General features: G+C 72.9%; 22 protein-coding genes. 11 read left to right on the top strand and 11 right to left on the bottom strand.

Translation table 11 applies throughout. The features are described from left to right. Positions 1-30: 30 nt before the first annotated feature. Positions 31-1,470 carry an NADP-dependent phosphogluconate dehydrogenase gene (gndA, locus tag AB0G63_RS16545; protein WP_360750412.1) on the bottom strand — a complete coding sequence of 480 codons (1,440 nt, stop codon included), beginning with the start codon at positions 1,468-1,470 and terminating at the stop codon, positions 31-33. Between the two features lie 291 nt (positions 1,471-1,761). On the opposite strand from gndA, the gene AB0G63_RS16540 reads away from it, so the two are divergent. Continuing rightward, the gene (locus AB0G63_RS16540) at positions 1,762-2,934 is read left to right on the top strand and encodes a transglycosylase family protein (protein ID WP_360750410.1); all 1,173 of its coding nucleotides are present in this window, start codon (positions 1,762-1,764) and stop codon (positions 2,932-2,934) included. Here the strand turns inward: AB0G63_RS16540 and AB0G63_RS16535 are convergent. Next, complete coding sequence (locus AB0G63_RS16535) at positions 2,924-4,243, bottom strand: DMT family transporter (RefSeq protein WP_360750408.1); 1,320 nt, start codon at positions 4,241-4,243, stop codon at positions 2,924-2,926. The genes AB0G63_RS16540 and AB0G63_RS16535 overlap by 11 nt on opposite strands. A 228-nt stretch (positions 4,244-4,471) precedes the next feature. Here AB0G63_RS16535 and AB0G63_RS16530 point away from each other — a divergent pair, with 228 nt between their 5' ends. The 6 genes from AB0G63_RS16530 (at position 4,472) to AB0G63_RS16505 (ending at position 11,191) form a co-directional block, all read left to right on the top strand. Next, a complete protein-coding gene (locus tag AB0G63_RS16530; RefSeq protein WP_360750422.1) occupies positions 4,472-5,203 on the top strand; it encodes a (2Fe-2S)-binding protein in 732 nt (243 codons plus the stop codon). A gap of 43 nt (positions 5,204-5,246) precedes the next feature. After that, positions 5,247-6,410, top strand: coding sequence for a glycogen synthase (gene glgA, locus AB0G63_RS16525; protein WP_360750406.1), 1,164 nt, complete (start codon positions 5,247-5,249; stop codon positions 6,408-6,410). Between the two features lie 103 nt (positions 6,411-6,513). Then, positions 6,514-7,734, top strand: a complete 1,221-nt coding sequence (glgC, locus tag AB0G63_RS16520) for a glucose-1-phosphate adenylyltransferase (RefSeq protein ID WP_360750404.1) — start codon at positions 6,514-6,516, stop codon at positions 7,732-7,734. A gap of 249 nt (positions 7,735-7,983) precedes the next feature. Continuing rightward, positions 7,984-9,303 carry a wax ester/triacylglycerol synthase family O-acyltransferase gene (locus tag AB0G63_RS16515; protein WP_360750420.1) on the top strand — a complete coding sequence of 440 codons (1,320 nt, stop codon included), beginning with the start codon at positions 7,984-7,986 and terminating at the stop codon, positions 9,301-9,303. Positions 9,304-9,407: 104 nt separating this feature from the next. Further along, positions 9,408-10,883 carry an SDR family NAD(P)-dependent oxidoreductase gene (locus tag AB0G63_RS16510; protein ID WP_360750402.1) on the top strand — a complete coding sequence of 492 codons (1,476 nt, stop codon included), beginning with the start codon at positions 9,408-9,410 and terminating at the stop codon, positions 10,881-10,883. Between the two features lie 74 nt (positions 10,884-10,957). Next, positions 10,958-11,191, top strand: a complete 234-nt coding sequence (locus AB0G63_RS16505; RefSeq protein WP_360750400.1) for a hypothetical protein — start codon at positions 10,958-10,960, stop codon at positions 11,189-11,191. A 146-nt stretch (positions 11,192-11,337) separates the two neighbouring features. Here AB0G63_RS16505 and AB0G63_RS16500 read toward each other — a convergent pair whose 3' ends face one another. Further along, positions 11,338-11,751: a hypothetical protein gene (locus AB0G63_RS16500; protein ID WP_360750398.1), complete on the bottom strand. Its 414-nt coding sequence runs from the start codon at positions 11,749-11,751 to the stop codon at positions 11,338-11,340. A gap of 431 nt (positions 11,752-12,182) precedes the next feature. Here AB0G63_RS16500 and AB0G63_RS16495 point away from each other — a divergent pair, with 431 nt between their 5' ends. Beyond that, complete coding sequence (locus tag AB0G63_RS16495; RefSeq protein ID WP_249834998.1) at positions 12,183-12,356, top strand: hypothetical protein; 174 nt, start codon at positions 12,183-12,185, stop codon at positions 12,354-12,356. Positions 12,357-12,449: 93 nt separating this feature from the next. On the opposite strand, the gene AB0G63_RS16490 is transcribed toward AB0G63_RS16495, so the two are convergent. The 4 genes from AB0G63_RS16490 to AB0G63_RS16475 form a co-directional block, all read right to left on the bottom strand. After that, on the bottom strand, positions 12,450-13,097 hold the full coding sequence (locus AB0G63_RS16490) for a LysE family translocator (protein WP_360750396.1): 648 nt from the start codon (positions 13,095-13,097) through the stop codon (positions 12,450-12,452). Between the two features lie 78 nt (positions 13,098-13,175). Beyond that, positions 13,176-14,549, bottom strand: coding sequence for an amidase family protein (locus AB0G63_RS16485; protein ID WP_360750394.1), 1,374 nt, complete (start codon positions 14,547-14,549; stop codon positions 13,176-13,178). Positions 14,550-14,650: 101 nt separating this feature from the next. Further along, positions 14,651-15,556, bottom strand: coding sequence for a helix-turn-helix transcriptional regulator (locus AB0G63_RS16480; RefSeq protein WP_360750392.1), 906 nt, complete (start codon positions 15,554-15,556; stop codon positions 14,651-14,653). 180 nt (positions 15,557-15,736) lie between these two features. Further along, on the bottom strand, positions 15,737-15,979 hold the full coding sequence (locus AB0G63_RS16475; protein ID WP_360750390.1) for a DUF397 domain-containing protein: 243 nt from the start codon (positions 15,977-15,979) through the stop codon (positions 15,737-15,739). 243 nt (positions 15,980-16,222) lie between these two features. On the opposite strand from AB0G63_RS16475, the gene AB0G63_RS16470 reads away from it, so the two are divergent. Continuing rightward, complete coding sequence (locus tag AB0G63_RS16470; RefSeq protein ID WP_360750388.1) at positions 16,223-16,771, top strand: ATP-binding protein; 549 nt, start codon at positions 16,223-16,225, stop codon at positions 16,769-16,771. 157 nt (positions 16,772-16,928) lie between these two features. Here the strand turns inward: AB0G63_RS16470 and AB0G63_RS16465 are convergent, their stop codons facing one another. Beyond that, the gene (locus AB0G63_RS16465; RefSeq protein ID WP_360750386.1) at positions 16,929-17,732 is read right to left on the bottom strand and encodes an SAM-dependent methyltransferase; all 804 of its coding nucleotides are present in this window, start codon (positions 17,730-17,732) and stop codon (positions 16,929-16,931) included. A gap of 98 nt (positions 17,733-17,830) precedes the next feature. Beyond that, positions 17,831-19,252 carry a lipase maturation factor family protein gene (locus AB0G63_RS16460; protein WP_360750384.1) on the bottom strand — a complete coding sequence of 474 codons (1,422 nt, stop codon included), beginning with the start codon at positions 19,250-19,252 and terminating at the stop codon, positions 17,831-17,833. A 174-nt stretch (positions 19,253-19,426) separates the two neighbouring features. On the opposite strand from AB0G63_RS16460, the gene AB0G63_RS16455 reads away from it, so the two are divergent. Then, positions 19,427-21,520, top strand: coding sequence for a SpoIIE family protein phosphatase (locus AB0G63_RS16455; RefSeq protein ID WP_360750382.1), 2,094 nt, complete (start codon positions 19,427-19,429; stop codon positions 21,518-21,520). 333 nt (positions 21,521-21,853) lie between these two features. Then, positions 21,854-22,717, top strand: a complete 864-nt coding sequence (locus tag AB0G63_RS16450; RefSeq protein WP_360750380.1) for a DNA-formamidopyrimidine glycosylase family protein — start codon at positions 21,854-21,856, stop codon at positions 22,715-22,717. 113 nt (positions 22,718-22,830) lie between these two features. Here AB0G63_RS16450 and AB0G63_RS16445 read toward each other — a convergent pair whose 3' ends face one another. Both AB0G63_RS16445 and AB0G63_RS16440 read right to left on the bottom strand, forming a co-directional pair. After that, a complete protein-coding gene (locus AB0G63_RS16445) occupies positions 22,831-23,484 on the bottom strand; it encodes a zf-HC2 domain-containing protein (protein ID WP_360750378.1) in 654 nt (217 codons plus the stop codon). 153 nt (positions 23,485-23,637) lie between these two features. Next, the gene (locus AB0G63_RS16440; RefSeq protein ID WP_360750376.1) at positions 23,638-24,153 is read right to left on the bottom strand and encodes a hypothetical protein; all 516 of its coding nucleotides are present in this window, start codon (positions 24,151-24,153) and stop codon (positions 23,638-23,640) included. Positions 24,154-24,265 lie beyond the last annotated feature (112 nt).

Here is a 24,265-nt window from a genome sequence, read left to right as displayed (position 1 = left end):
GCGCCCGGCCCGTCGGCCGTCACGCCTCGGCTACGCCTCGACCTCCGACCGGTCCCCGCCCCACAGCGTGTGGAACGAGCCCTCCCGGTCCGTGCGCCGGTAGGTGTGCGCGCCGAAGAAGTCCCGCTGGCCCTGGGTGAGCGCGGCGGGCAGGCGGTCGGCGCGCAGGGCGTCGTAGTAGGCGAGGGCCGCGGCGAAACCGGGGGTCGGCACGCCCTGGCGGGTCGCGGCGATCAGGACCTCGCGCCAGTCGTCCTGCGCCTCGGCGATCTCCCGCGCGAACGTCTCGTCGGACAGCAGGCTCGGCAGGTCGGCGCGGGCGTCGTACGCGGCGCGGATCCGGTCCAGGAAGGCCGCGCGGATGATGCAGCCGCCGCGCCAGATCGCGGAGACCGCGCCCAGGTCGATGTCCCAGCCGTACTCCTCGCTGCCCGCCGCGATCTCGTGGAAGCCCTGCGTGTACGACACGATCTTCGACGCGTACAGCGCCTGCTCCACACGGTCGGCGAAGGCGGCGGCCTCCGACTCGCCCATCGGCGACGCCTTCGGGCCGGCCAGCCCCCGCGAGGCCTCGCGCAGCTTCGCGTGGCCGGACAGGGAGCGGGCGAAGACCGCCTCGGCGATCCCGGACACCGGCACACCGAGGTCGAGGGCGATCTGGACGGTCCAGCGTCCGGTGCCCTTCTGCTCGGCCTGGTCGACCACCACGTCCACGAACGGCTTGCCGGTCGCCGCGTCCACGTGGGACAGCACCTCGGCCGTGATCTCGATCAGGTAGGAGTCCAGGCGGCCGCGGTTCCAGGTGCGGAAGATCTCCGCGATCTGGGCGGGGGAGTACCCGGCGACGTCCCGCAGCAGCTGGTACGCCTCGCCGATCAGCTGCATGTCGGCGTACTCGATGCCGTTGTGCACCATCTTCACGAAGTGGCCGGCGCCGTCGGGGCCGACGTGCGTGACGCAGGGCGCCCCGTCGGCCGCCTTCGCGGAGATCTTCTCCAGCATCGGGCCCAGCGAGTCGTACGACTCCTTCGGCCCGCCCGGCATGATGCTCGGCCCGTTCAGCGCACCCTCCTCACCGCCGGAGACGCCCATGCCCACGAAGTGGATGCCCTGCTCGCGCAGTTCGCGTTCCCGGCGCCGGGTGTCGGCGAAGTGCGCGTTGCCGCCGTCGATGATCATGTCGCCGGGCTCCAGCAGCGGCGCGAACTCCCGGATCACCGCATCGGTCGGCTCGCCGGCCTTCACCATGACGACCAGGCGCCGAGGCCGCTCCAGCGCCGCCACGAACTCCTTCGCGGTCTCGGCCCCGACGAAGTCCCCCTCGCTCCCGAACTCCTCCACCAGGGCGTGCATGCGCGCCGCCGTCCGGTTGTGCACCGCGACGGTGTATCCGTTGCGGGCGAAGTTGCGGGCGAGGTTGCGGCCCATGACCGCGAGACCCGTGACGCCGATCTGCGCTGAACTGCTCATTCGGTTGGCTCCTCGAGGATCCTGTATTCGGCATTCGTATCCGGTGTTGCCGGCCTTGCCCGCCAAGTATTGCCGCACGGACATCCTGGCCTGCGCGGAGGCCGACCGCACGTACCGGCCGTTCGTGGCTTCCCCCAGATACGCAACGCGGGCCCCACTCGCCTCAGCCGTTTCCCGACCGGGGTCGATTTCCGGGCGCTCGGGCGGCAGAGCGGCCGATTTGCCGTCTTGTCATGGCCTGTTCGCGGCGCTTACTTTTGGCCCTCCTGACGCAGTCGTAGGGGGCTTTTCATGGCCGTACGCGGCCGGCACCGCCGGTACCAGCCGAACAGGATCAACCGCGCCTCACTCACCGTCACCGCAGGCGGAGCGGGTATGGCGCTCCCGCTGATCGGCACCGGCACAGCGCACGCCGCCGACGTGGCCACCTGGGAAAAGGTCGCCGCGTGCGAGTCCACGAACGACTGGCACGTCAACACCGGCAACGGGTTCTACGGCGGACTGCAGTTCACCCAGTCCACGTGGGAGGCGTACGGCGGCGCGAAGTATGCCCCGCGCGCCGACCTGGCCACCAAGGACCAGCAGATCGCCGTCGCGGAGAAGGTGCTGGACGGACAGGGCCCCGGCGCCTGGCCGGCCTGCTCGGCGCGGGCCGGACTGACCAGGGGCGGTGACACGCCCGACGTCCACGTCCTCGGCGGCTCCACCGAGGCGAAGCAGGCGAACCAGGCGAAGCAGTCCACGAGGAAGACCTCCGACGTGCGGCCGCAGACCACGCCCCAGTCCCGGGCGGGCACGGCGGAGATGTACACCGTGGTCCGCGGCGACAGCCTCTCCACGATCGCCGAGACCGAGCACGTCGAGGGCGGCTGGCAGCGCCTGTACGCCGGCAACCGCCGGACCATCGGCGCGGACCCCGACCTGATCCTGCCCGGCCAGCGGCTGAACCTGCACGCCAAGGCCGCGCCGGCCACGCACACCAGCCGCGACGGCACCAAGTCCCCGGCGAAGAAGGCGAAGAAGGCGTCACCGGCCACCGAGGAGAAGACCACCGCCGGCCACTCCCTGGTCGCCCCGGTGAGCGGTCACATCGGCACCGGGTACCGCGTGGCCGGTTCCTCCTGGTCGAAGGGCTACCACACCGGCATCGACTTCCCCGTGGTCACCGGCACGTCGGTGAAGGCGGTCGCCGCCGGCCACGTGGTCACGGCCGGGTGGGGAGGCGCGTACGGCTACCAGGTCGTCATCCGGCACGCCGACGGCCGCTACACCCAGTACGCGCACCTGTCGGCGATCTCCGTGAAGGCCGGGCAGAGCGTGAGCGGCGGCCAGCGCATCGGCCGCTCCGGGTCCACCGGCAACGTCACGGGCCCGCATCTGCACTTCGAGGTGCGGACCGGGCCCGGCTTCGGTTCGGACATCGACCCGCTCGCCTATCTCAGGGCCGGCGGCGTCAGGATCTGACGCGCTCCCGGCGCCGCTCCCGGACCGGCAGGACCGGCAGCATCGGGATGTAGGCGCCTCCGTAGAAGGGGCCGTGGTAGCGGGAGCCCGCAGCGGTGTCGTCGGCCCCCTCGGCCCCCTCGGCCCCCTCCGCCACGGCCACGACGGCGTCGTCCGCGGTGGCGGTGGCGGCGGGGGCGTCGGTGGCGGAGGGGGCCGCGGCGGGCGCCTCCTCGAGCGTGATGTCCTCGCGCAGCGCCGGCACCGACTGCTCGGGAAGCACGGCGAGCAGTTCCTCCGCGGGCAGCGGCCGGACGAACACCGGCACTGCCACGACCGGTTCCGCAACGAGCGGTTCCGCCGGCACCGGCTCGACGGGCACCGGCTCCGCCAGGACCGGCCGGACGGGAGCCGGTTGCGCCGGCACCGGCACGGCAGGTTCCGGCAGCGGCGGCTCGGGCAGCCGCGGCTCGGGCAGCGGCGCCTCGGTCTCGGCGGCGGTGCGCGTCATGCGCTCCGTCGTCAGCAGGATCAGGCCGCCGGCCGCCACCACGCCGCAGCTCAGGGCGAGCGCGGTGCCCGTGCTGCCGTACCGGAACGTCTCGCCGAACATCGTGATGCCGACCGCCGCGGCCACCACCGGGTTCACCACCGTCAGCGTGGCCAGCGGGGCCGCCAGACCCGCGCCCCGGTAGGAGGCCTGCGACAGCAGGACGCCCGCGGTGGCGAAGACGCCGATCAGGACCAGGGTCGGCAGCTCCGCGAGGGACCTCCCGCCGGCCCAGTCGACCGCCACGGTCTTGGTGAACACCGACGACATGCCGAAGGCGACGCCGGACGCGGTGGCGAGCAGCATGCTGCGCACCGCGGGGTGCCGGTGGGCGGCCCGGCCCGCGATCATCAGCGTCACGACCGCGCCCCCGGACACCACCGCCGCGGTCACCCGCTGCGCGGTGCTCAGCGACTGCGCCTGAGAGGCGCCGACCAGCGACAGCAGCCCGGCCAGGCCCACGGTCGCCATGATCGCGCCCCGCCAGGCGGCCGAGCCGGCCCTGCGGCCGACGAACAGCGCGGCCATGGGCAGCGCGAACACGATGGTCAGCGCGCCCAGCGGCTGCACCAGGCTCAGCGGCCCGTAGGCGAGGGCCACCACGTGCAGCAGTCCGCCGAGGCCGTTCAGCGCGACCGCCGCCCACCAGCCCGGCCGGCGCAGCGGCGCGTACTGCCGGTCGGGAGAGGACACCGCGACGTGCTCCTGCACGATCGCCCCGCCCGCGTACGCGACGGCGGAGACGAAGGACAGCAGCACGGACAACGCGAGGGCGCTCATGAGCTGCTCCTCTGCGTGGGGCGGGGGCGGTGACCCCTGCGCGACGAACGGTCGGCCATCATGACCAACACGATGCCGTCTCCGGCTCTTCCCGTCGTCGTCCCTGAGCACGCATTGGGTCCTACTGCCGATGGAGTACGAACCGGACCCTGTCCTCCCTCAGGTGGGTGACACCAGGTGCGGCCCCCCTGGTGGCGTCCCCTAAGGGCCTTGGTACTACTGCGTGTCGTGGACCTCGACCCCGGACTCACCGCGCTCCGGCCGCTCGGCGGCTACTTCGTCCTGCGCGCGGGCGGCACACCGCCCGGGACGCCGGCGCCGCTCGCGGACGTCTACGCGAACCGGCCTGTGCGGTCAGGCGACCCCCTGGACTTCCGTGTGGAGAAAGTCAGGGGCGCGCTGCGTGCCTCCGAGCCGCGGGTCGCCGCCTCGGTGGCCCAGCAGGGGCTCGCCGCCCGGCTGTGGTCGGTGACGCTGGGCTGCGCCGCCCTGTACGGGCGCATACCCGACCCCGACCCGCGGCTGCTGCACTGGGACCCCGCCGCCGGCGTCCCCGACGACCTGTGGCTGCGGGAGGTGCGCCCGCTGCCCGCGGACCCGGCGACCGTCGCCGACGCCGTGCTGCGCGCCCACCTCGAGCCGCTGGCCGCGGCGCTGCGCGCCCGCCACCGGATCGCGTCCGGCCTGCTGCGCGGCAACGCCGCCTCCGCCCTGGTCGGAGCCGCCCGCCAGCTGGACCGGTGGGCCCGCGCCCACGGCCGCGCCGACGCGGCAGCCCGCGCCCGCTCCCTCACCGCCGGCCTGCTCGCCGACCCCCTGCTGGCAGGCACCGGCACCCTGACCGGGACCGCGTTCCGGCGGCGGAGTTGCTGCCTGTACTACCGGGTACCCGGAGCGGGCGTGTGCGGTGACTGTTGTTTCCCACGAGCCCCGCGCTCTTCCGCACGCGGCACCTCATGAGTGACCATGAACGGGACCTGCCGCTGAGACCAGGGGGTTGCGGGTGCGAGTGGGACTGCTGACCCGGGAGTACCCCCCGGACGTGTACGGCGGCGCGGGCGTCCACGTCGAATTCCTCGCCCGGGAGCTGGCCTCCCTGGTGGACCTCGAGGTGCACTGCTGGGGCGAGGGCCGCGGCGTGGGCGTCGTACGCCACCGCTCCTGGGCCGCCCTCGACACCGCCAACGACGCGCTGCGCACCTTCTCCGTGGATCTGGCGATGGCCGCCGCGGTCGAGGGCCGCGAACTGGTGCACTCCCACACCTGGTACGCCAACCTGGCCGGCCACCTCGGCAAGATGCTCCACGGCATCCCGCACGTGATGACCGCCCATTCCCTGGAGCCCCTGCGCCCCTGGAAGGCCGAGCAGCTCGGCGGCGGATACGCGCTGTCCGGCTGGGCCGAGCGCACCGCGATCGAGGCGGCCGACGCGGTGATCGCGGTCTCCGGCGCGATGCGCGACGACATCCTCGCCTGCTACCCGGCCCTCGACCCGGCCAGGGTCCACGTCGTGCACAACGGCATCGACACCACGCTCTACCGGCCCGACCACGGCACCGACGTCCTGGACCGGATCGGCCTCGACCGCGGCCGCCCGTACATCCTCTTCGTGGGCCGCATCACCCGGCAGAAGGGCGTGCCGCACCTGCTGCGGGCGGCACGGGACATCGACCCGGCCGCGCAGGTGGTGCTGTGCGCGGGCGCCCCGGACACGCCCGAGATCGACCGGGAGTTCCGCGACCTGTTCGCGGAGCTGAGCCGGGTGCGCGAGCACGTGCACTGGATCCCGCAGATGCTGCCGCGCCCCGAGGTGATCCAGCTGCTGACGCACGCCGCCGCGTTCGTCTGCCCCTCGGTGTACGAGCCGCTCGGCATCGTCAACCTGGAGGCGATGGCCTGCGGTACGCCCGTCGTCGCCTCCCGGGTCGGCGGCATCCCGGAGGTCGTGGAGGACGGCAGGACCGGGGTACTCGTCTCCCCGGGCGACGACTTCGAGGCGGACCTCGCGCGGGCGCTGGACTCGGTGCTGGGCGACCCGGAGGCCGCGCGGCGGATGGGCGAGGCCGGGCGGAAGCGCGCGGTGGACGAGTTCGGCTGGGACGCCGTCGCCCGGCGCACGGTCGGGCTGTACGAGAAGGTCCTGAAGCGGGACCCGAAGCCGGAATAGGCAGGACCCGAAGCCGGAACACAACGGCGGGAAGATCCTCGAACAGGCTTACTGTGCCCTGCTCAGGGGCAGGCATGGGTCAACCGGTGTGAGGGGAGCGGCCATGCGTCGTGGTGGTCCTTCGGTGCTCGGAATCGTCCTGGCGGGCGGAGAAGGCAAGCGTCTGATGCCGCTGACCGCCGACCGCGCCAAACCCGCGGTCACCTTCGGCGGCACGTATCGTCTCGTCGACTTCGTCCTCTCCAACCTCGTCAACGGCGACATCCTGCGCATCTGCGTGCTCACGCAGTACAAGTCGCACTCGCTGGACCGCCACATCACCACGACCTGGCGGATGTCCAGCCTGCTCGGCAACTACGTCACGCCGGTCCCGGCCCAGCAGCGCCTCGGCCCGCGCTGGTACCTGGGCAGCGCCGACGCGATCCTGCAGTCCCTGAACCTGGTCTACGACGAGCAGCCCGACTACGTGGTGGTCTTCGGCGCCGACCACGTCTACCGCATGGACCCGCGGCAGATGCTCGCCCAGCACATCGACAGCGGCGCGGGCGTGACGGTCGCGGGCATCCGCGTGCCGCGCACCGAGTCGTCCTCGTTCGGCGTGATCAGCCCGGGTTCGGACGGGCAGACGGTGGAGCGGTTCCTGGAGAAGCCCGCCGACCCGCCGGGCCTCCCGGACGACCCGGAGTGCGTGTTCGCGTCGATGGGCAACTACATCTTCACCACCAAGGCCCTCATCGAGGCCCTGCACCGGGACGCCGAGGACGAGAACTCCGTCCACGACATGGGCGGCTCCATCCTGCCCCAGCTCACCGACCGCGGCGAGGCGCACCTGTACGACTTCAGCGCCAACCACGTCCCCGGCGAGACCACCCGAGACCAGGGCTACTGGCGGGACGTGGGCACCCTCGACGCCTACTACGACGCCCATATGGACCTCATCGCCGAGCGTCCCGCCTTCAACCTGTACAACCGGCAGTGGCCCATCTACACCCACTCCAACCAGCTCTCCCCGGCCCGCTTCAACGCCGGCGGCATCGCCAGCGAGTCGATCATCAGCGCGGGCTGCCTGATCCGCGGGCAGGTCACCCGGTCGGTCCTGTCGCCGGGCGTCGTGGTCGACCCGGGCGCGGTGGTGCAGGGCTCGATCCTGCACGACAACGTGCACATCGGGCGGGGCGCGATCGTGCGCGGGGCCGTCCTCGACAAGAACGTCGAAGTCCCGCCCGGCGCGACGATCGGCGTCAACCCGGAGCGGGACGCCGAGCTGTACACCGTCTCCAAGGGCGGCGTGATCGCGCTGGGCAAGGGTCAGCGGGTGCCGTAGACCCGGTGGAAGTCCGCTCCGCGCGGTCGCCCGGTTCCACGGTCGGCCCGCACCCGTCGGAGTGGGTTTCGTCACCCCGGGCACGCCCCTTCACGGCTGAAGTCACCACAGGTACCTCATGAGTCCCGCCCCTTTCGGAGGGGCGGGACTTAATCTGGTGTTAACTGAGCGTAGCCTGATCGTACTTGACCGTAATCAAGGTGAGGGGTTTGACTGCTGGTCCACCCTTCGTCGATGCGAGGCAAGCCATTGACTTCTGACCTGCTCGCTCCTCTCGATCTTGCGTTCTGGAACATGGAGTCCGCCGAGCACCCCATGCACCTCGGCGCGCTCGGCGTCTTCTCGGCCCACTCGCCCACGGCCGGCGCCCACGCGGCCGACCTGCTCGCCGCCCGGGCCGCCGCGGTGCCCGGCCTGCGCATGCGCATCCGGGACGTCTGGCAGCCGCTCTCCTTCGGCGGCGCCGCCCGTGAGCCCGACCCCGGCTTCGACCCGCTCAACCACGTCCGGCTGCACGCCCCCACCGCCGACTTCCAGGCCGTGGCGGGCCGGCTCATGGAACGCCCGCTGGTGCGCGGTCGGCCGCCGTGGGAGGCGCATGTGCTGCCGGGGCAGGACGGCGTCTCCTTCGCTGTCCTGTTCAAGTTCCACCACGCCCTCGCCGACGGCCTGCGGGCGCTGACGCTCGCCGCCGCCGTCCTGGACCCGATGGACCTCCCGGCGCCCCGGCCGCACCCGGAGGAGCCCGGCCGCCGCCTGCTGCCCGACGTGCGCGAACTGCCCGGCAGGATGCGCGACGTCCTGTCCGACGCGGGCCGCGCCCTCGACATCGGCGCCTCGGTCGCCCTGTCGACGCTGGCCACCCGGTCCTCGTCCGCGTTCACCGCACGGCCGACCGGCACCCGCCGCACCGCCGGCGTGCGCATCGACCTCGACGACGTGCACCAGGTGCGCAAGTCCGTCGGCGGCACCGTCAACGACGTCCTCATCGCCGTCGTCGCGGGCGCCCTGCGGCGCTGGCTGGACGAGCGCGGCGACGGCAGCGAGGGCGTCGCGCCGCGCGCCCTGATCCCCGTCTCCAGGCGCCGCCCGCGCACCGCGCACCCACAGGGCAACCGGCTCTCCGGTTACCTGATACGGCTCCCCGTCGGCGACCCCGACCCGCTCGCCCGGCTCGGCGCGGTCCGCGCGGCCATGGACCGCAACAAGGACGCCGGCCCCCACCGGGGCGCGGGCGCCGTCGCGCTGCTCGCCGACCACGTCCCCGCGCTCGGCCACCGGCTCGGCGGACCGCTGATGGGCCAGGCCGCCCGGCTCTGGTTCGACATCCTCGTCACCAGCGTGCCGCTGCCCAGCCTCGGCCTGAAGCTCGGCGGCAACCCGGTCACCGAGGTCTACCCCTACGCCCCGCTCGCCCGCGGCCAGTCGCTGGCGGTCGCGATCTCGACGTACCGCGGACACGTCCACTACGGGCTCGTCGCGGACGCCGAGGCCGTCTGGGACCTGGACCGCCTGGCCGCGGCCGTGTCCGAGGAGGTGGCGAGCCTCAACGACGCCTGCTGCCCTTGATCGTCACCGGTTTGCAGGAACGGCCCGCCGCTGAAGTAAAATCCTCCGTTCGGAGGCGGGCGCGGTCGGAGCGCTGCGCGGGTGAAGCAGGGAACGGCAGCGCGATGACGGTGACAGAGGACGGCTCGGCGACCACGGACGAGGCCGGGTACGGGCCCGGCATCGACCCCGAGCGGCTGGCCGTCTGTCTCGGCGTGCTGGAGGAGCTCGACAAGCTGGACGTCGACCACCCCGACGCGATCGCCGTGCGCCGGGCGACCGCCGGTATCTACCGCACGGTCAAGCAGCGCCGCCGCCAGGAGCGCCGGGCCGCCAAGACCGCCCACGACAAGGCGGTCACGGAGGCCACGGCCACCGGCTCGGCCCAGCGCATCGACGACGAGACCGAGGGCATCCTGCCGTCGTCGCGCACCGAGGAGGGCCGGATCGCGGGGGTGCTCCAGCGCCCCCGCTCCTGCTACATCTGCAAGGCGCGCTACGTCGAGGTCGACTACTTCTACCACCAGCTCTGCCAGAAGTGCGCCGCCGAGAACCGGGCCCGCCGCGACGCCCGCACCGACCTCACCGGCAAGCGCGCGCTGCTCACCGGCGGCCGCGCCAAGATCGGCATGTACATCGCGCTGCGGCTGCTGCGCGACGGCGCGCACACCACCATCACCACGCGCTTCCCGAACGACGCCGTCCGCCGCTTCAAGGCGCAGCCCGACAGCGACGAGTGGATCCACCGCCTCAAGATCGTCGGCATCGACCTGCGCGACCCGGCCCAGGTCGTCGCGCTGGCCGACTCGGTCGCCGCCGAGGGCCCGCTGGACATCCTGATCAACAACGCGGCGCAGACGGTACGGCGTTCCCCGCAGGCCTACAGCGAGCTGGTCGCCGCCGAGTCCGCCCCGCTGCCGGCCGGCGAGCTGCCCGCCGCCGAGGTGATCGGCACCTTCGGTTCCGGCGCCGTGGCCGCGCTGCCGGTCGCCGGCAGCGGCGCGCTGACCGCGCAGGACGTCACCGACCTGGCCCTGGTGTCGGGCTCGGCGTCCCTGGAGCGCATCGCCGCCGGCACGGCCATCGACGCGGGCGGGCTCGTCCCCGACCTGCACGACACCAACAGCTGGATACAGACGGTGGAGGAGGTGACGCCGGTCGAGCTGCTGGAGGTGCAGCTGTGCAACTCGACGGCGCCGTTCATCCTGATCAGCCGTCTGCGTCCGGCGATGGCGGCCGCCGCGGCCCGGCGGACGTACATCGTGAACGTCTCCGCCATGGAGGGCGTCTTCAACCGCGGCTACAAGGGCGCCGGCCACCCGCACACCAACATGGCCAAGGCGGCCCTCAACATGCTCACCCGCACCAGCGCCCAGGAGATGTTCGAGAAGGACGGCATCCTGATGACGGCCGTCGACACCGGCTGGATCACCGACGAGCGCCCGCACCCGGACAAGATCCGCCTGGCCGAGGCGGGCTTCCACGCCCCGCTCGACCTGGTGGACGGCGCGGCGCGGGTCTACGATCCGATTGTGCGCGGCGAGCAGGGCGAGGACCTGTACGGCGTCTTCCTCAAGGACTACGCGCCCGGGAAGTGGTGATCCGCCGACCTGACGTGTGGCTCCGGCGCCCGGCGGGAACCCGGCCTACGCAACCTCTCCGCCAGGAGTGAGTCATGGCCAGTCCACGTGAAATCGATCCGCGGGCGTTCGCCGACCCGCGAAACCGCTACCCGACGGACGAGGAGTTCTACGCCAGCGACCGGCCCGAGCACCCCGTGCTGCCGGAGGACCGGCCGCGCGGAGGCGGGCCGGCCCGCCCGGTCAAGCACCGCGGCCCGTGGGCCACGGCCGGGCTGATCGCCTTCATCGTTCTCGTGATCCTCCTGGGGATCGCGCTGTTCCCCTGAGCCGGCCGCCGCCACCGCCGAGGGCGAGGCGGTGGCTCGGCCGGCGGACGGTCACGGACGGCGCGCTCGCGCGAACGCGCCCTCCGTCGCCGTCTTCCGCCGTGCGCGGCCCTCGCGGTTCACCGACACGCAACTTTGACGGGCCGTCAGTCGTGCGCGCCGAGGCGGGAGTTGCGTGCGGCGACGAGTTCCAGGACGGTACGCCAGTCCTCCAGGACGCCCGCGTCGAACACCGCGCCATGGGCCTCCTCGTCCGCCTGGCGCAGACGCAGCAGGTCGTCGTCCCACCCGGCCTCGGGCCCGTACCGGCCGCGCACGAGACGGGCCACCCGCTCGCCGAGCAGGGACCGCACCGCGCCGGCCGCGCGGTCCGCGCGGGCGGACGCGTCGCCGGGCTGCGGCGGCGGAGCGACGGCGCCGAGCAGGCCGGCCAACTGGAGCTCCTTGTCGGCGGGCCGGCTGCGGCGCAGCAGCGCGGCGGTCCGCAGCGCGTGCCGGCGTACGTCGCCGCAGCACGTGTACAGCAGATCCATCAGCTCTTCGACACTCCGCGGCTCCATGCGTCGGTCCTCCCGCCGGACAAGCCGTTGCCGCCCGTCAGCAGAGCATGGCCGGCTTGCGGTCCGGCCAACGGGACCTGAACTGCCGGGCGACCGGACGGACCGTGACACGGCGGCGGAGATGTACTCCCGACGGGTGATGAAACGCCGGATGAACGGGGATGAATTCAGACAGTAACGTCAAGTTTTCAGCCCCATCGAGCAGGCGCCTGCTCATTTGGTTAATCTAGTGCTGACGGGCAGAACCATCGGGTCCCATCCACACCCACGTCCGTCCCGGGGCAAGCGGGTCGACAACGGCCTGCTCTCCCACGAAAGACCGGCGCCACCGCGTCCGAACGGCTTTCCCAACGAACCCGAGTGGCGTCCAGCGCCGGACCGCAGACCGGCCGGCCCGCCCCGAGGGTGACCCGACACATAAGGAGTGCGCGGTGACACCGGAGAAGACGAATCGCGATCAACGTCCCAAGGAACGCTCGGAGCGTGCGGGCCGCCGGCCCGGAGAACTCGGCAGCCTCGACGTGTGGGCCCGGTCCGCCCCGATCCGCCTGGCGGGCTACGAGGACGACCTCGCCGAGCCCCACATCCTGCCCAGCGTCGACTGACTCCGGCGGGACCCTCGCGATCGCCGACCGCACGGGCGTGCTGGACCACGCCCCTGCGGCTCGGAGAAGCCACCGCGGACGTCCGGGCAGCAGTCAGTCCTTGCGGCCCGTCACGGCCACGGTCACGCCCAGGCCGATCATGGTGAGGCCGCCCACTCCGCCGACCAGGGACAGGCGGTGCGGGGAACGGGCGAACCAGTCGCGGGCGGTGGCCGCGGCCAGGCCCCAGACGCTGTCCGAGGCGAGCGCGATGGCGTTGAACACCAGCCCGAGCAGCAGCATCTGCAGGGCGACGTGACCCCTGTCACGGTCGACGAACTGCGGGAGCACGGCCGCGAAGAACACGATGGTCTTCGGGTTGGTCACGCCGACCGCGAACCCCTCCCAGAACGTGCGCAGTCCGCCGTGGGCCACCGCCCCGTCCCCGTCACCGGCGAACGCGGCCCGCAGGGACCCGCGGTGCCGCCACGCCTTGACGCCGAGATACACCAGGTAGGCGGCGCCGGCCAGCTTCAGCACCGTGAAGACCAGTACCGAGCGCTCCACGACGGACCCGATGCCGACGGCCACGGCCACCACGAGCAGACAGGCGCCGAGCGTGTTGCCCACGACCGTGGTCAGCGCGGCGCGGCGCCCCTGCGCCAGCGCCCGGCCGATCACGAACAGCACGCTCGGCCCGGGGACCACGATCAACAGCAGCGACAGCGCCGCGAAGGCGAACAGGCGGTCGGTGGACATCATGCGGCCATGCAAGCACGGCGTACTCGCGGCCTGCCACCCCTTTCCGACCGCCTGCCCCGGCCCGCGGGACCGGCCGCCTCAGCCGGCCGCGGCGGGCTCGTCCGCCTCCCGCGCCAGGGGCGCCGTGCGCTGCCACGGGTGCAGCTTCTCCAACTGCTCCGCCAGCGCCAGCAGGTCCGCCTCCGTGCCCGGCAGGCCCACCAGCTGCACGGCGCAGGGGGCGCCCGAGGGGAGCGTGCCGAAGGGGACCGCCATCGCCGGCCAGCCGGTGAGGTTCCACGGAGGGGTCAGCGGCGAGTAGTTGGTGTTGGCCAGCAGGTTGGGCAGCCAGCCCCGTTCGTGCCAGGCGACCGACCTGGGGGAGCGCCGGGCGAGCGCGGGCGTGAGCAGCACGTCGTGCTCGGCGAAGAACGGCTCCAGACGGCGGCGCAGCCGGTCCCGGCCGTCGCCGGTGCGGACGCCCTTCAGGAAGCGGCGGCCGACCGCCGCATGCACCCGGGTGCGCCTGGCCAGCAGCCGCGGATCGAGACCCTGGGCGTCCACCGCCGTGCCGGCCGTCCAGTGGGCGAGCGAGGTCGTGCTCAGCGACAGCGGGTAGGGCGGGTCGGCGCGCCGCACCTGGTGCCCGGCCTTCATCAGAACGCCGGCCGCCTCCCGGGCCGCGTCCGCGTACGGCTTGGTGATCACGACGCCGGTCAGCGGGGAGCGCAGCGAGACGGCGATCCTGCGCGTGCCCGGCGTGGCCGACGGCGTCTCCTCGGCGCCGGCGAGGACCGCGAGCATCAGGCGGAGGTCCTCGACCGTGGTCGCCAGCGGGCCGTTCTCGGACATGCCGAACCAGTCGCCGTCGCTGACGCCCGCCGGTACGACTCCGTGTCCGGGCTTGATGGTGACCAGGCCGCAGTTGGCGGCCGGTATGCGCAGCGAGCCCATGCCGTCGTTGCCGAGGGCCAGCGGCACCATCCCGGCGGCGACCGCGGCGGCGCTGCCGCCGGAGGAGCCGCCGGCCGTGCGGGACAGGTCCCAGGGGTTGCGGGCGGTCCCGTGGACGCCCTCCGTGGTGCCGAAGACGCACAGTTCGGGCACGTTCGTCAGCCCCACCACGATCGCGCCGGCCGCCCGCAGCCGGGCCACCGTGACGTGGTCCTCGGCGGCGGGCGTGTCCGGGGTCGCGGCGGAGCCGACGCGGTTGGACTCGCCGCGCACGGCGAGGTTGTCCTTGACCGCCACCGGCACGCCCGCCAGGGGCAGTCCGGCGAGATCAGCGCGCGCGGCGACCTCGTCCGCCTCGGCGAGCGCGGCATCGGCCCGCACCACGCGGAACGCCCCGACGCGGCCGTCGAGCCGCTCGATCCGGGCCAGGTGCTCGGCCACCACTTCCCTGGGTGTGGCCCGCTTCTCGCGTACGGCGGCGGCGATCTCGGCGGCGGTCCGCCCGGCCCAGCTGGTCACGGGAACTCCTCGGGGTGCGGTGCTTGCGTTACTCGTGAGTACGCACAGCACTCTGCACCGCCGCAGCCTCCGCGTCGAGAGTCATGCCGCAGGTCGAGGGCTCACATCTCCTTCAGGACCCGTTCCAGGAAGGCCACCGACTCGGCGGCCGGGGACGCCACCATGCTCAGCCGGTCCATCACCGCGAGGTAGTGGTCGACCTCCTCCGGCTTGTCCAGGTACAGGGCGCTGGAGAGCTGCTCGAGGTAGACGATGTCGGGCAGGTCGGGCACCGGGAAACGCAGCACGGTGACCGGCCCGCCGGCCGCCGCGTGGCCGCCGACGTGGAAGGGGAGCACCTGCAGGGTGACGTTCGGCAGCGCGGCGGCCTCGATCAGGCGCTCCAGCTGGGCGCGCATCACCTCGGTCCCGCCGAGGGGCCGGCGCAGTGCCGCCTCGTCCACCACGACCCACAGCCGTGGCGCGTCGGGACGGGTGAGCAGCTCCTGCCGGCTCATGCGCAGCGCGACGCGGCGTTCGACGGCGTCCGGGTCGGCGACGCGGGGGCCGAGCCGGACGACGGCCTCGGCGTACTCGGGGGTCTGCAACAGGCCCGGCACGAACTGGACTTCGTAGGTCCGGATGAGGGACGCGGCCTCCTCCAGGCCCAGGTGCTGCTCGAACCAGCTCGGATAGGCGTCGCCGTACGCGCGCCACCAGCCGGGTTCGTTGGCGCGGCGTGCCGAGTCGAGGAACTCCTGCCGCTCGTCCGGGTCGTGGACGCCGTACAGGGTCAACAGGTCCGCGACGTCACGCGTCTTGAAGCCGACTCGCCCCAGCTCCATACGGCACAGCTTGGCGTCCGAGGCGCGTATCGCCGAAGCGGCCGCGTCCCGGCTGATGTCGAGGGATTCGCGCAGGCGGCGCAGGCGGGTGCCCAGCACGACGCGCTGCACGGTCGGGCCGCCCCGCCGAAGGCTCAGGACCTCCTGGCCGGAGGGAACGGGTTCCGGCTGAGCTGCAGTCATGTCCATCCCCTCGGCCGCCGTACCGGCTGGCATATGCATGGTCCGGGACTCGACCAAAAAGGGTAGCACCCTGAGGCCGTACGGCTGCGGGGAGTGAAGGGCCGAAAGCGGGCCGGGAGTTCGGGCCGGGCTTCCACCGGCCGCCTCCGCGGAGGCGGCCGTCCGCGGAGGCGGCCGTCCTCAGTGGCCGGGGAGCAGTCCGTCGAAGTCGCCGTCCTTCACACCGCGGACGAAGGCGGAGATCTCGGCGCCGGTGTAGACGAGCGCGGGACCCTCGGGGTGGCGGGAGTTGCGCATGGCGACGCTGCCGTCCGGGAGTGCGGCGAGCTCGACGCAGTTGCCCTCCGGGTTGCTGTGATGGCTCTTGCGCCAGACCACTTCTCTCAGCAGGGTCGCCGGCATGCCGTTGCTCACGTGGTGCATCCAAAGCCTCTTCGAGATGAAGTCGCAGGCGGTGGACCCAAGATCCGATGCAATTGCATCGTCAATTGCATCCAGGGGTGTCGTGCGGGACGATAGCGCCACGGCGATGGCGCTCGCAAGATCATCTGCAATTGCAGCGGTAATTGCCGATGCACTTGCATTCGAACTGCCGGACGGAGCACGATACTTCGCACGGGAGTAGACGCGTTCCGTAGTTCTCTTGGCACGGTTTCAGGGGTTGCGATGTCCGCTGAGCAAGTCGTACGACCGGCAGACTCGCTGCGGATCGAGGCGACCTGGCAATGGTTGTGCCACGCCGTCGACGACATGGGGCGCCCGGCGCCGGGGAAGCCGCATCCCCTCTCCGTCGCGTCCGGCAACGCCGTCGTGCCCACCCGGTGTTCGGTACTCCTCGTGCCGCCCGTGCCCCGGTCCGTTCACGTGGCACGGGACTTCACGCGGTCCGCGCTCGAACACGACGCGTCGGCGGAACGCCTCGACGACGTCACGGTCACGGTGTCGGAACTGGTCAGCAACGCCCTCCGCTACGGCCGGCCGCCCGGCCATGACACCGCCCCGCAACCGCTGCTGTGGGTCGCCGTGTGGGACCGCCTGTCCTGCGCCGTGTGCGGCGTCACTGACGACAGCGACCGGGTTCCCGTGCTGACCGAGCCGGACGAGTTCGCCGAGTCGGGGCGCGGCCTGCAGGTCATCTCGGCGCTGAGCGACACCTGGGGGTGGAGCCCGCGGACCGGCGGCGGCAAGGTGGTGTGGGCGCTGTTCCGCCTGTGACCCGACGGCGCCTCGGCGCCGCTGCCTCCGGCCGGGGCACCGGCGCCGTACGGCCCCGGTGACAGGTCGTCGCCGGACGGCGCCCGGGCGGGGCAGGGCCGGTGGAGGGGCGGCGCCGTCTCGCGGGCGCCCCTCCGCGCGCGGCTCTGCGCGACTCTCAGATCTTGCGGCCGATGCCGCAGATCGCGTCGACGTCCGAGGGGGCGCGGCCCACGTCGACCGGGTCGGGGTGCCACTGCGAGGTGGGGACCACGCCGGGCTCGACGAGTTCTAGGCCGTCGAAGAAGCCCGCGATGCGCTCCGGGCTGCGCAGGTGGTACGAGCTCGCGGAGTTGGCGTTGTAGACGGCGATCGCCTGGTTGAGCGCCTCACTGGTGTCGGTGCCGTCGGCGAGGGCGAGGTAGCTGCCCGGCGGGAGGGCGTCCAGGAAGCGGGAGACGACCGAACCGGGGTCGTCGGAGTCCGGGATCTGCCCGAGGATGCCGAGCATCGTCAGCGCGACGGGCCGGCTGAAGTCCAGGGTCCGGGACGCCGCCTCGAGGATGCCCTCGGGGTCGCGCACGTCGGCCTCGAGGTAGGCGCAGGCGCCCTCCGGCGTGCTGGTGAGCAGCGCCTGCGCGTGCACCAGGACCAGGGGGTCGTTGTCGACGTAGACGATCCGGCTCTCGGGGGCGATGCGCTGCGCGACCTCGTGGGTGTTGTCGACCGTGGGCAGGCCGGTGCCCACGTCCAGGAACTGGCGTATCCCGGCCTCGCCGGCGAGATGGCGTACGGCCCTTGCCAGGAAGCGCCGTTGGAGCCGGGCGAGCAGGGCGATGTCCGGGAACATCTGGAGGATCATTTCACCGGCCTGCCGGTCGGCGGCGTAGTTGTCCTTGCCGCCCAGCAGGTAGTTCCACACACGGGCCGAGTGCGGCCGGTCGAGCTGCAGCCGGTCGGCCAGCGGGTCTTCGGAGTTCATGGGCAAAGCCTCACACGAACTGCCCGGTCATGTCCGGCGATTCACGCTCACAGCCGACACATGCGCACAGGCCGCACCCGGTCACCGTCCCGCCGGGTTCAGGATCTCCGCGCCGCCCCCGCCAGCCGCGTCGGCGGCAGGTACTCCCGCACGTACGTCCGCCGCCAGCACGCGCCCGTCTCGCGCAACTCGCGCCAGTCCGTGTACTCGTAGCGGAAGAGGCGGGCCCGTACGAACCGGGGCGGCCGGTCCGGGGGGAACGGGGAGCGGCGCAGCAGCCGCAGGGTGTCGCGGTCGTTCTCCAGCAGCCGTTCCACCAGGGCGCCGAACCAGGAGCCGGCGTACGCCGGGGAGAGCGCGGCGAACCACATCAGCCAGTCCAGACGCAGGTGGTACGGGGCGAACTGGCGCGGCCAGCGCCCGGGGTCGCCCGGCTTGCCCCGGAAGTCGTACTCCCGCCAGTCCGAGTCCTCGCGCGGCACGTCGTCGGCGGTGCCCTCGATCACCACCTCGTGGCGGACCCGGCTCACGCTGCCGAACGCTCCGTAGGTGTTGACCAGGTGGAGCGGGTCGAAGGACCGGTTCATGACCTGGCGGCGGGAGAGCATGTTGCGGGCCGGGCGGTGACTCAGGCCCAGCAGGAGCGCGGCGACCGCGAGCACCACGACCTCGTACCACAGCGGGGTCCCGGGCACGGACGGCGCGTGCGCCGGGAACCGCACCGCGGGCAGGGCGACCACGATGGTGATCCAGTTCAGCCAGGAGAAGTTGCCCGACAGCACCAGCCACAACTGGGTGACGATCATCAGCGCGGCCGCGACCGTGGCGACCGGCTGCGGGGTGAACAGGAGGAAGGGCACGACGAGTTGCGTGACGTGGTTCGCGGCCACCTCCACCCGGTGCAGGGGCCTCGGCAGGTGGTGGAAGAACCAGCTCAGCGGGCCGGGCATCGGCTGTGTCTCGTGGTGGTGGTCCAGGCAGGTCAGCCTCCGCCAGCACTCGTCGCCGCGCATCTTGATCAGACCCGCGCCGAACTCGACGCGGAACAGGATCCACCGCAGCAGGAACAGCACCACGACCGGCGGGGCCACCTCGTCGTTGCCGAGGAGGACGGCGACGAAACCGACCTCCAGCAGCAGCGACTCCCAGCCGAACGCGTACCAGGTCTGGCCGACGTTCACGATCGACAGGTACAGCGCCCAGGGCACCAGCCACAGCAGCATCCCCGCCCACAGGGGCAGCAGCGAGTCCAGTCCGGCTGCCAGCGCGGCGGAGACCGCGCACCCCGCCCAGGCGACGGAGGCGTAGAACCGGTCGGAGTAGTGCAGGTGGAAGAGGCTCGGGGCCCGCTTGAAGGGCACCCGCGCGACGAAGTGGGGCACCGGCAGCATGCCGCGCTCGCCGAGCAGCGCCCGGAACTGCAGCGCCGCCGTCAGGAACGCCACCAGGTACACGCCGGCCAGAGCCCGCTGGAAGACCAGCCGGCTCAGCCAGTAGTCGGGTGCGGTGAACCAGTCCACGGCCGTGCGCTCCTCACTCCATTGTCCGGCCGGACCCGCTGTCACCGTCCGTGTGACCGGGGCGTGCCCGCGTAACCCGGCGAGCTGGGCGAACGGGGCGGGCGCAGGGGAAGGATGACGGCGAAGCCCTCCACCCCGGTCGAAGAAAAGGGCGAATCCTGGCAAAGTGGCCTCATGGCTGATCGGGGAGCGAGCGCCCTTTCCCTCCCGGACGACTGGCCCGCTCATCCGGATCCAGTCCTGGCGCTCAACCGCATGGGCAGCTTCGACTGGGACCTGGAGAGCGGCCTGCTCCACATGGACGCCCAGGCCCACGAGGTCTTCGACCTGCGCCCCGACGAGTACGACGGCCACCCCGAGAGCCTCTCCGTCCGGGTCCCGCCGGTCGAGGCCTACCGGCTCGACGAGCTGGTCGCCCGGTCCATGAAGGACGGCAGCGAGAACTACGGCGCCTACTTCCGCATCCGCCGCCGCGACGGCAGCCTGCGCTGGGCGCACACCCAGGGCTACATCCGGCGCGACGGGACGGGCCGCCCGCGCCGGATCGTCGGCATCGTCCGCGACGCCACCGAGGAACTCGCCGACAGCGAGGCGCGCCGCGAGCAGGCCGCCCGGGACGCGGCCCGGCGCGAGCAGACCAACGTCGTGCAGCTCACCACGGCCGCCCTCGCCCACGCGCGCACGGTCCAGGACGTCATCGACGTCGTCAAGGACACCCACGGCCTCACCCACCTCGGCGCCACCAGCCTGATGATGGGACTGGTGGAGGCGGACCACGTCCGGGTGATCGCCGAGGGTCCCGCGGAGAGCGCCGTGCCCGAGGCCCGCGTCATCCGTCTCGACGAGCCCTGTCCGACGAGTGAGGCCGTGCGCACCCTCACCCCCCGGTTCATCGAGTCGCCGGAGGAGTTCGCCGAGCGCTACCCGGTCCTGTGGCACCACATCACCGGCCTGGGCGTCACCGCCGCCGCGTACCTCCCGCTGATCGTCCAGGCCCGCCCGATCGGTGTCATGGGCGTGCTCTACAGCGGCCGGAGCGGCTTCTCGCCCGAGGACCGCAACGTCCTGCTCGCTCTCGGCAGCAGCATCGCGCAGAGCCTGCAGCGGGCCATGTTCTACGAGCGGGAGAAGGACCTCGCGACCGGACTGCAGCAGGCGATGCTGCCGCGCACCATCCCCAGCGTGCGCGGCGCCGACGTGGCCGTGCGCTACCGGTCGGCCGCGCTGGGCCGGGACATCGGCGGCGACTGGTACGACCTGATCCCGCTGCCCGGGGGCACCCCCTCCGGGGCAGGCCGGGTCGGCGCCGTCATCGGCGACGTCCAGGGCCACGACACGCACGCGGCCGCCGTGATGGGCCAGCTGCGGATCGTGCTGCGCGCGTACGCCGCCGAGGGCCACACCCCGGCCACCGTCATGGCCCGCGCCTCCGTCTTCCTCCACGAACTGGACACCGACCGCTTCGCGACCTGCCTGTACGCGGAGGCCGATCTGTCGACCGGGGTCGTGCAGGTGGTGCGGGCCGGCCACATCGACCCGCTGATCCGCGACGCCGACGGCGGCTGCCGCCGGGTCTTCGTCGACGGGGGCCTGCCGCTCGGCCTGTCCGCCGAGTTCCACAGCCTCGCGTACCCCGTCGGCATGCTCGAACTGGACCCCGGAACCACGCTCGTGCTGTGCACCGACGGCCTGGTCGAACAGCCGGGCGCGGACCTCGACGACGGCATGCGGACGCTCGTCTCCCTCGTCGGCAGCGGCCCCGAGGACGTACGGGACCTCGCGGACCGCCTGATCGACGTGGCCGAGGAACGCGGCGGCGACGACGACGTGGCCCTGCTCCTGCTGCGCCGCCGCGGCCTGGAGACCCCGCAGTCGGGCGGCCGGCTCCAGCAGCAGGTGGCGCCCGGCGACCCCGGCGCCCTCACCGAGGCGCGGCGCATGATCCGGGCGGCGGTCCGCGCCTGGGGCGGCCGGAACCGCGCCGACGAGATCGAACTGGCCGGCGACGAGCTGATCACGAACGTCCTCATGCACACCGAGGGCTCCGCGGTCGTCACCCTGCGGGTCTTCATCGGCAGCGGGCGCCGGCTGCGCGTCGAGGTCGAGGACTCCTCCAGCGCCCTGCCGCGCCGCCGGGACGCGGGCGAGTCCGGCGTCTCCGGGCGCGGCCTGCTCCTGGTCGACCTGCTCGCCGACGCGTGGGGGGTGGAGGCACGGGGCGGCGGCAAGTGCGTGTGGTGCGAGTTCGCGGTCCGGGACAACGACTGAACCCGCCCGCCGACGAGGCCGAACCTGCCTGGCGGTGTGGCCGGACCCGGGTGGCGGTACGGCCGGATCTGCCTGGCGGTGTGGCTGGGCCCGGGTGGCGGTACGGCCGGATCTGCCTGGCGGTGAGGCCGGATCCGTCCGGTGTCGCGGCCGGACCCGCCTGCCGCCTGGCGGTGCGGCTGGGCCTTCCTGGCGCCGAGGCCGGACTCGCCCGGTGTCGCGGTCGGATCTGCCTGGCGGTGAGGTTGGATCCGTCCGGTGTCGCGGCCGGTCTGCCCGGCGTCCCGACCGGGCTCGCCTGGCGGCCTCGGGCCCGGGTGGCACTCTGGACGTATGCCGGAACTCCCCGAGGTCGAAGCGCTCAAGGACTTCCTGACCCAGCACCTGTCCGGTCGCCGGATCGTCCGGGTGCTGCCGGTCGCCGTCAGCGTCCTGAAGACGTACGACCCGCCGCTCGCCGCCGTCGAGGGCCGCGAGGTGACGGCCGTGCACCGGTACGGCAAGTTCCTCGGCCTGGAGACCGACGGCGGAACGCACTTCGTCACCCACCTGGCCCGCGCGGGCTGGCTGCAGTGGCGGGACCGGCTCCCCGACGGGCCGCCGCGCCCCGGCAAGGGCCCGCTCGCGATGCGGGTGGCGCTGGAGACCGGCGAGGGCTTCGACCTCACCGAGGCGGGCACCCAGAAGCGCCTGGCGGTCTACGTCGTCCGCGACCCGCGGGAGGTCCCGGGCATCGCGCGCCTGGGCCCGGACCCGCTGGCGGCCGACTTCGACGAGAAGGCGTTCGCCGCCCTGCTGACGTCCGAACGGCGCCGGCTCAAGGGCGCCCTGCGCGACCAGAGCCTCGTCGCCGGCGTCGGCAACGCCTACAGCGACGAGATCCTGCACGCCGCGAAGATGTCGCCGTACAAGGTGGCCGCCTCGCTCACCCCCGAGGAGACCGCGCGGCTGTACCGGGCGCTGCGCAGCACCCTCACCGAGGCGGTCGAACGCTCCCGCGGCGTGGCGGCCGGCCGCCTGAAGGCGGAGAAGAAGGGCGGCCTGCGCGTCCACGGCCGCACCGGCGAGCCCTGCCCGGTCTGCGGCGACACCGTCCGCGAGGTCTCCTTCAGCGACTCCTCCCTCCAGTACTGCCCCACCTGCCAGACGGGCGGCAGACCACTGGCGGACCGGAGGATGTCCCGGCTGCTGAAGTAGCTGAAGTAGCTTAAGGGGCGCGGGGAACTGTGCGGCCGGCCACGACGGTGCGGCCGTGCCGCCCCGCCGTACGCCCCGCTCGACGGCACGGCGCGGCACCTCCAGCGGAGCGCCTACCGCGGCTCGAGCGTCACCAGGTGCTCGCCCTGGGCCGTGCGCACCTCGTAGCGGGCGATGTCGTCGCTGCGCAGGGGCGAACTGCCCTGCACGGTGTTCGGGCGGGCGTCGTGGCCGGGGACCGTCCAGCTGGTCACCGTCTGCTCGGAGCCGTCCCGGGCGATGACGACGAGGCGGCAGGAGTGCGGGCCCGCGCCGTCCTTCACCTGGAGTTCCAGCTCGGTGCCGTACTCCTCGTCCGCGACCGTCACCTGCGCCCAGACCCCCGACCGCTGGTCGGTCGCCGCGATCCGCACCTGGTCGTCGTTGCCGCCGCCCGCGGCCATCACGATGCCGGGACCGGCCACGGCGGCGACCACCGAGGCGGCGAGGGCGTACAGCAGGCGCCGGCGGGTGGCCCGGCGACGGGCGGCCACCGCGCCGAGCAGCCGGTTCAGCAGCTGGGGACCGGGCTGGGTCATGGGGTGCACGAAACGCGGGGTGGCCCGCCGGTACAGCATCAACTGCCGTGCGGCGGGGCCGAACTCGGTCACGTGAGTCGCGCAGCGCGCGCACTCCATGAGGTGGTCCTCGAAGCGGAAGGCATCCGCCTCGTCCAGCACGCCGAGCGCGTACGCGGCGACGTCGCGATGCCTCTCCAGGGACCTCATGCCGAATCCTCGTGCCGTTGGGTGCGGGTGGGGTTACTCGTTGCTCCCATCGGTACGGACCAGACCGCCGAATCACTCAAGGCACACGAGGAATCGCAGAACCCCGGTATTCGGAGCGGTCCGGCCCGCGGATTGGTCCCGGGCGGAAGAAATCTAGAAAAGATGGATGGCGAGGTGGCCGAGGGGCAGCCCGAGCTGCCACGCCTTCGTCCACACCTTCGGGCCCTCGTCCTCGCCCGCCCCCGCGGCGCCGCCCGGGACCGCGTTCAGGTCGGGCGCGAGCAGTTCGGTCTCCTCCAGCCAGCGCCAGGCCGCCTCCGCGAGCTCCAGGTCGGCTGCCGGGCCGCCGGGCTCGGCCGCCTCGGCGGCGAGCCGTGCCATGCCCTCGCGCACCCAGTCCTGCCACGGCTGGTCGTAAGCGGTCAGCGACATCCAGGTCTCCAGCTGGGAGACCACCCGGATGCCGCAGAGTTCGCGGTCGGTGTCCGAGAGGAAGATGGTCAGCGCGAGCGCGTCGCGTCCGGCGCGGAACTCGAAGGACGTGGGCGGCATCAGATCGCCGGTCCGCAACAACTCGTCGGCGATGTACTCGGCGTACAGCCAGGCCATGGGGACGGCCAGTTCGCCGTCGCCGGTGCCGTCCGTGCCCTCTTGACCTCTGTGCAGCATCCCTTCCTGCCTTCCTCCGGTGCGTGCGCGTCGCCCGGCCGCGGGCCCCCCTCGGGAACCCGTGGCCCCCCAGTCCGGAACACGGATGAAGACAGCCGATTACTCAACCGGG

This window comes from Streptomyces sp. NPDC020996 (assembly GCF_040641355.1).
Taxonomy (GTDB): Bacteria; Actinomycetota; Actinomycetes; order Streptomycetales; family Streptomycetaceae; genus Streptomyces.
This window is presented reverse-complemented; position numbering and strand designations above follow the sequence as displayed.

Bases quoted from the DNA above. Each gene is read 5' to 3' on its own strand.
- AB0G63_RS16490 (WP_360750396.1), bottom strand. From the start codon at position 13,097: ATGATGTCCACCGACCGCCTGTTCGCCTTCGCGGCGCTGTCGCTGCTG.
- AB0G63_RS16505 (WP_360750400.1), top strand. From the start codon at position 10,958: ATGGCCAGTCCACGTGAAATCGATCCGCGGGCGTTCGCCGACCCGCGA.
- AB0G63_RS16535 (WP_360750408.1), bottom strand. From the start codon at position 4,243: ATGAGCGCCCTCGCGTTGTCCGTGCTGCTGTCCTTCGTCTCCGCCGTC.
- AB0G63_RS16480 (WP_360750392.1), bottom strand. From the start codon at position 15,556: ATGACTGCAGCTCAGCCGGAACCCGTTCCCTCCGGCCAGGAGGTCCTG.
- AB0G63_RS16445 (WP_360750378.1), bottom strand. From the start codon at position 23,484: ATGAGGTCCCTGGAGAGGCATCGCGACGTCGCCGCGTACGCGCTCGGC.
- AB0G63_RS16500 (WP_360750398.1), bottom strand. From the start codon at position 11,751: ATGGAGCCGCGGAGTGTCGAAGAGCTGATGGATCTGCTGTACACGTGC.
- AB0G63_RS16465 (WP_360750386.1), bottom strand. From the start codon at position 17,732: ATGAACTCCGAAGACCCGCTGGCCGACCGGCTGCAGCTCGACCGGCCG.
- AB0G63_RS16470 (WP_360750388.1), top strand. From the start codon at position 16,223: ATGTCCGCTGAGCAAGTCGTACGACCGGCAGACTCGCTGCGGATCGAG.
- gndA (WP_360750412.1), bottom strand. From the start codon at position 1,470: ATGAGCAGTTCAGCGCAGATCGGCGTCACGGGTCTCGCGGTCATGGGC.
- AB0G63_RS16540 (WP_360750410.1), top strand. From the start codon at position 1,762: ATGGCCGTACGCGGCCGGCACCGCCGGTACCAGCCGAACAGGATCAAC.
- glgC (WP_360750404.1), top strand. From the start codon at position 6,514: ATGCGTCGTGGTGGTCCTTCGGTGCTCGGAATCGTCCTGGCGGGCGGA.
- AB0G63_RS16450 (WP_360750380.1), top strand. From the start codon at position 21,854: ATGCCGGAACTCCCCGAGGTCGAAGCGCTCAAGGACTTCCTGACCCAG.
- AB0G63_RS16455 (WP_360750382.1), top strand. From the start codon at position 19,427: ATGGCTGATCGGGGAGCGAGCGCCCTTTCCCTCCCGGACGACTGGCCC.
- AB0G63_RS16440 (WP_360750376.1), bottom strand. From the start codon at position 24,153: ATGCTGCACAGAGGTCAAGAGGGCACGGACGGCACCGGCGACGGCGAA.
- AB0G63_RS16510 (WP_360750402.1), top strand. From the start codon at position 9,408: ATGACGGTGACAGAGGACGGCTCGGCGACCACGGACGAGGCCGGGTAC.
- AB0G63_RS16475 (WP_360750390.1), bottom strand. From the start codon at position 15,979: ATGCACCACGTGAGCAACGGCATGCCGGCGACCCTGCTGAGAGAAGTG.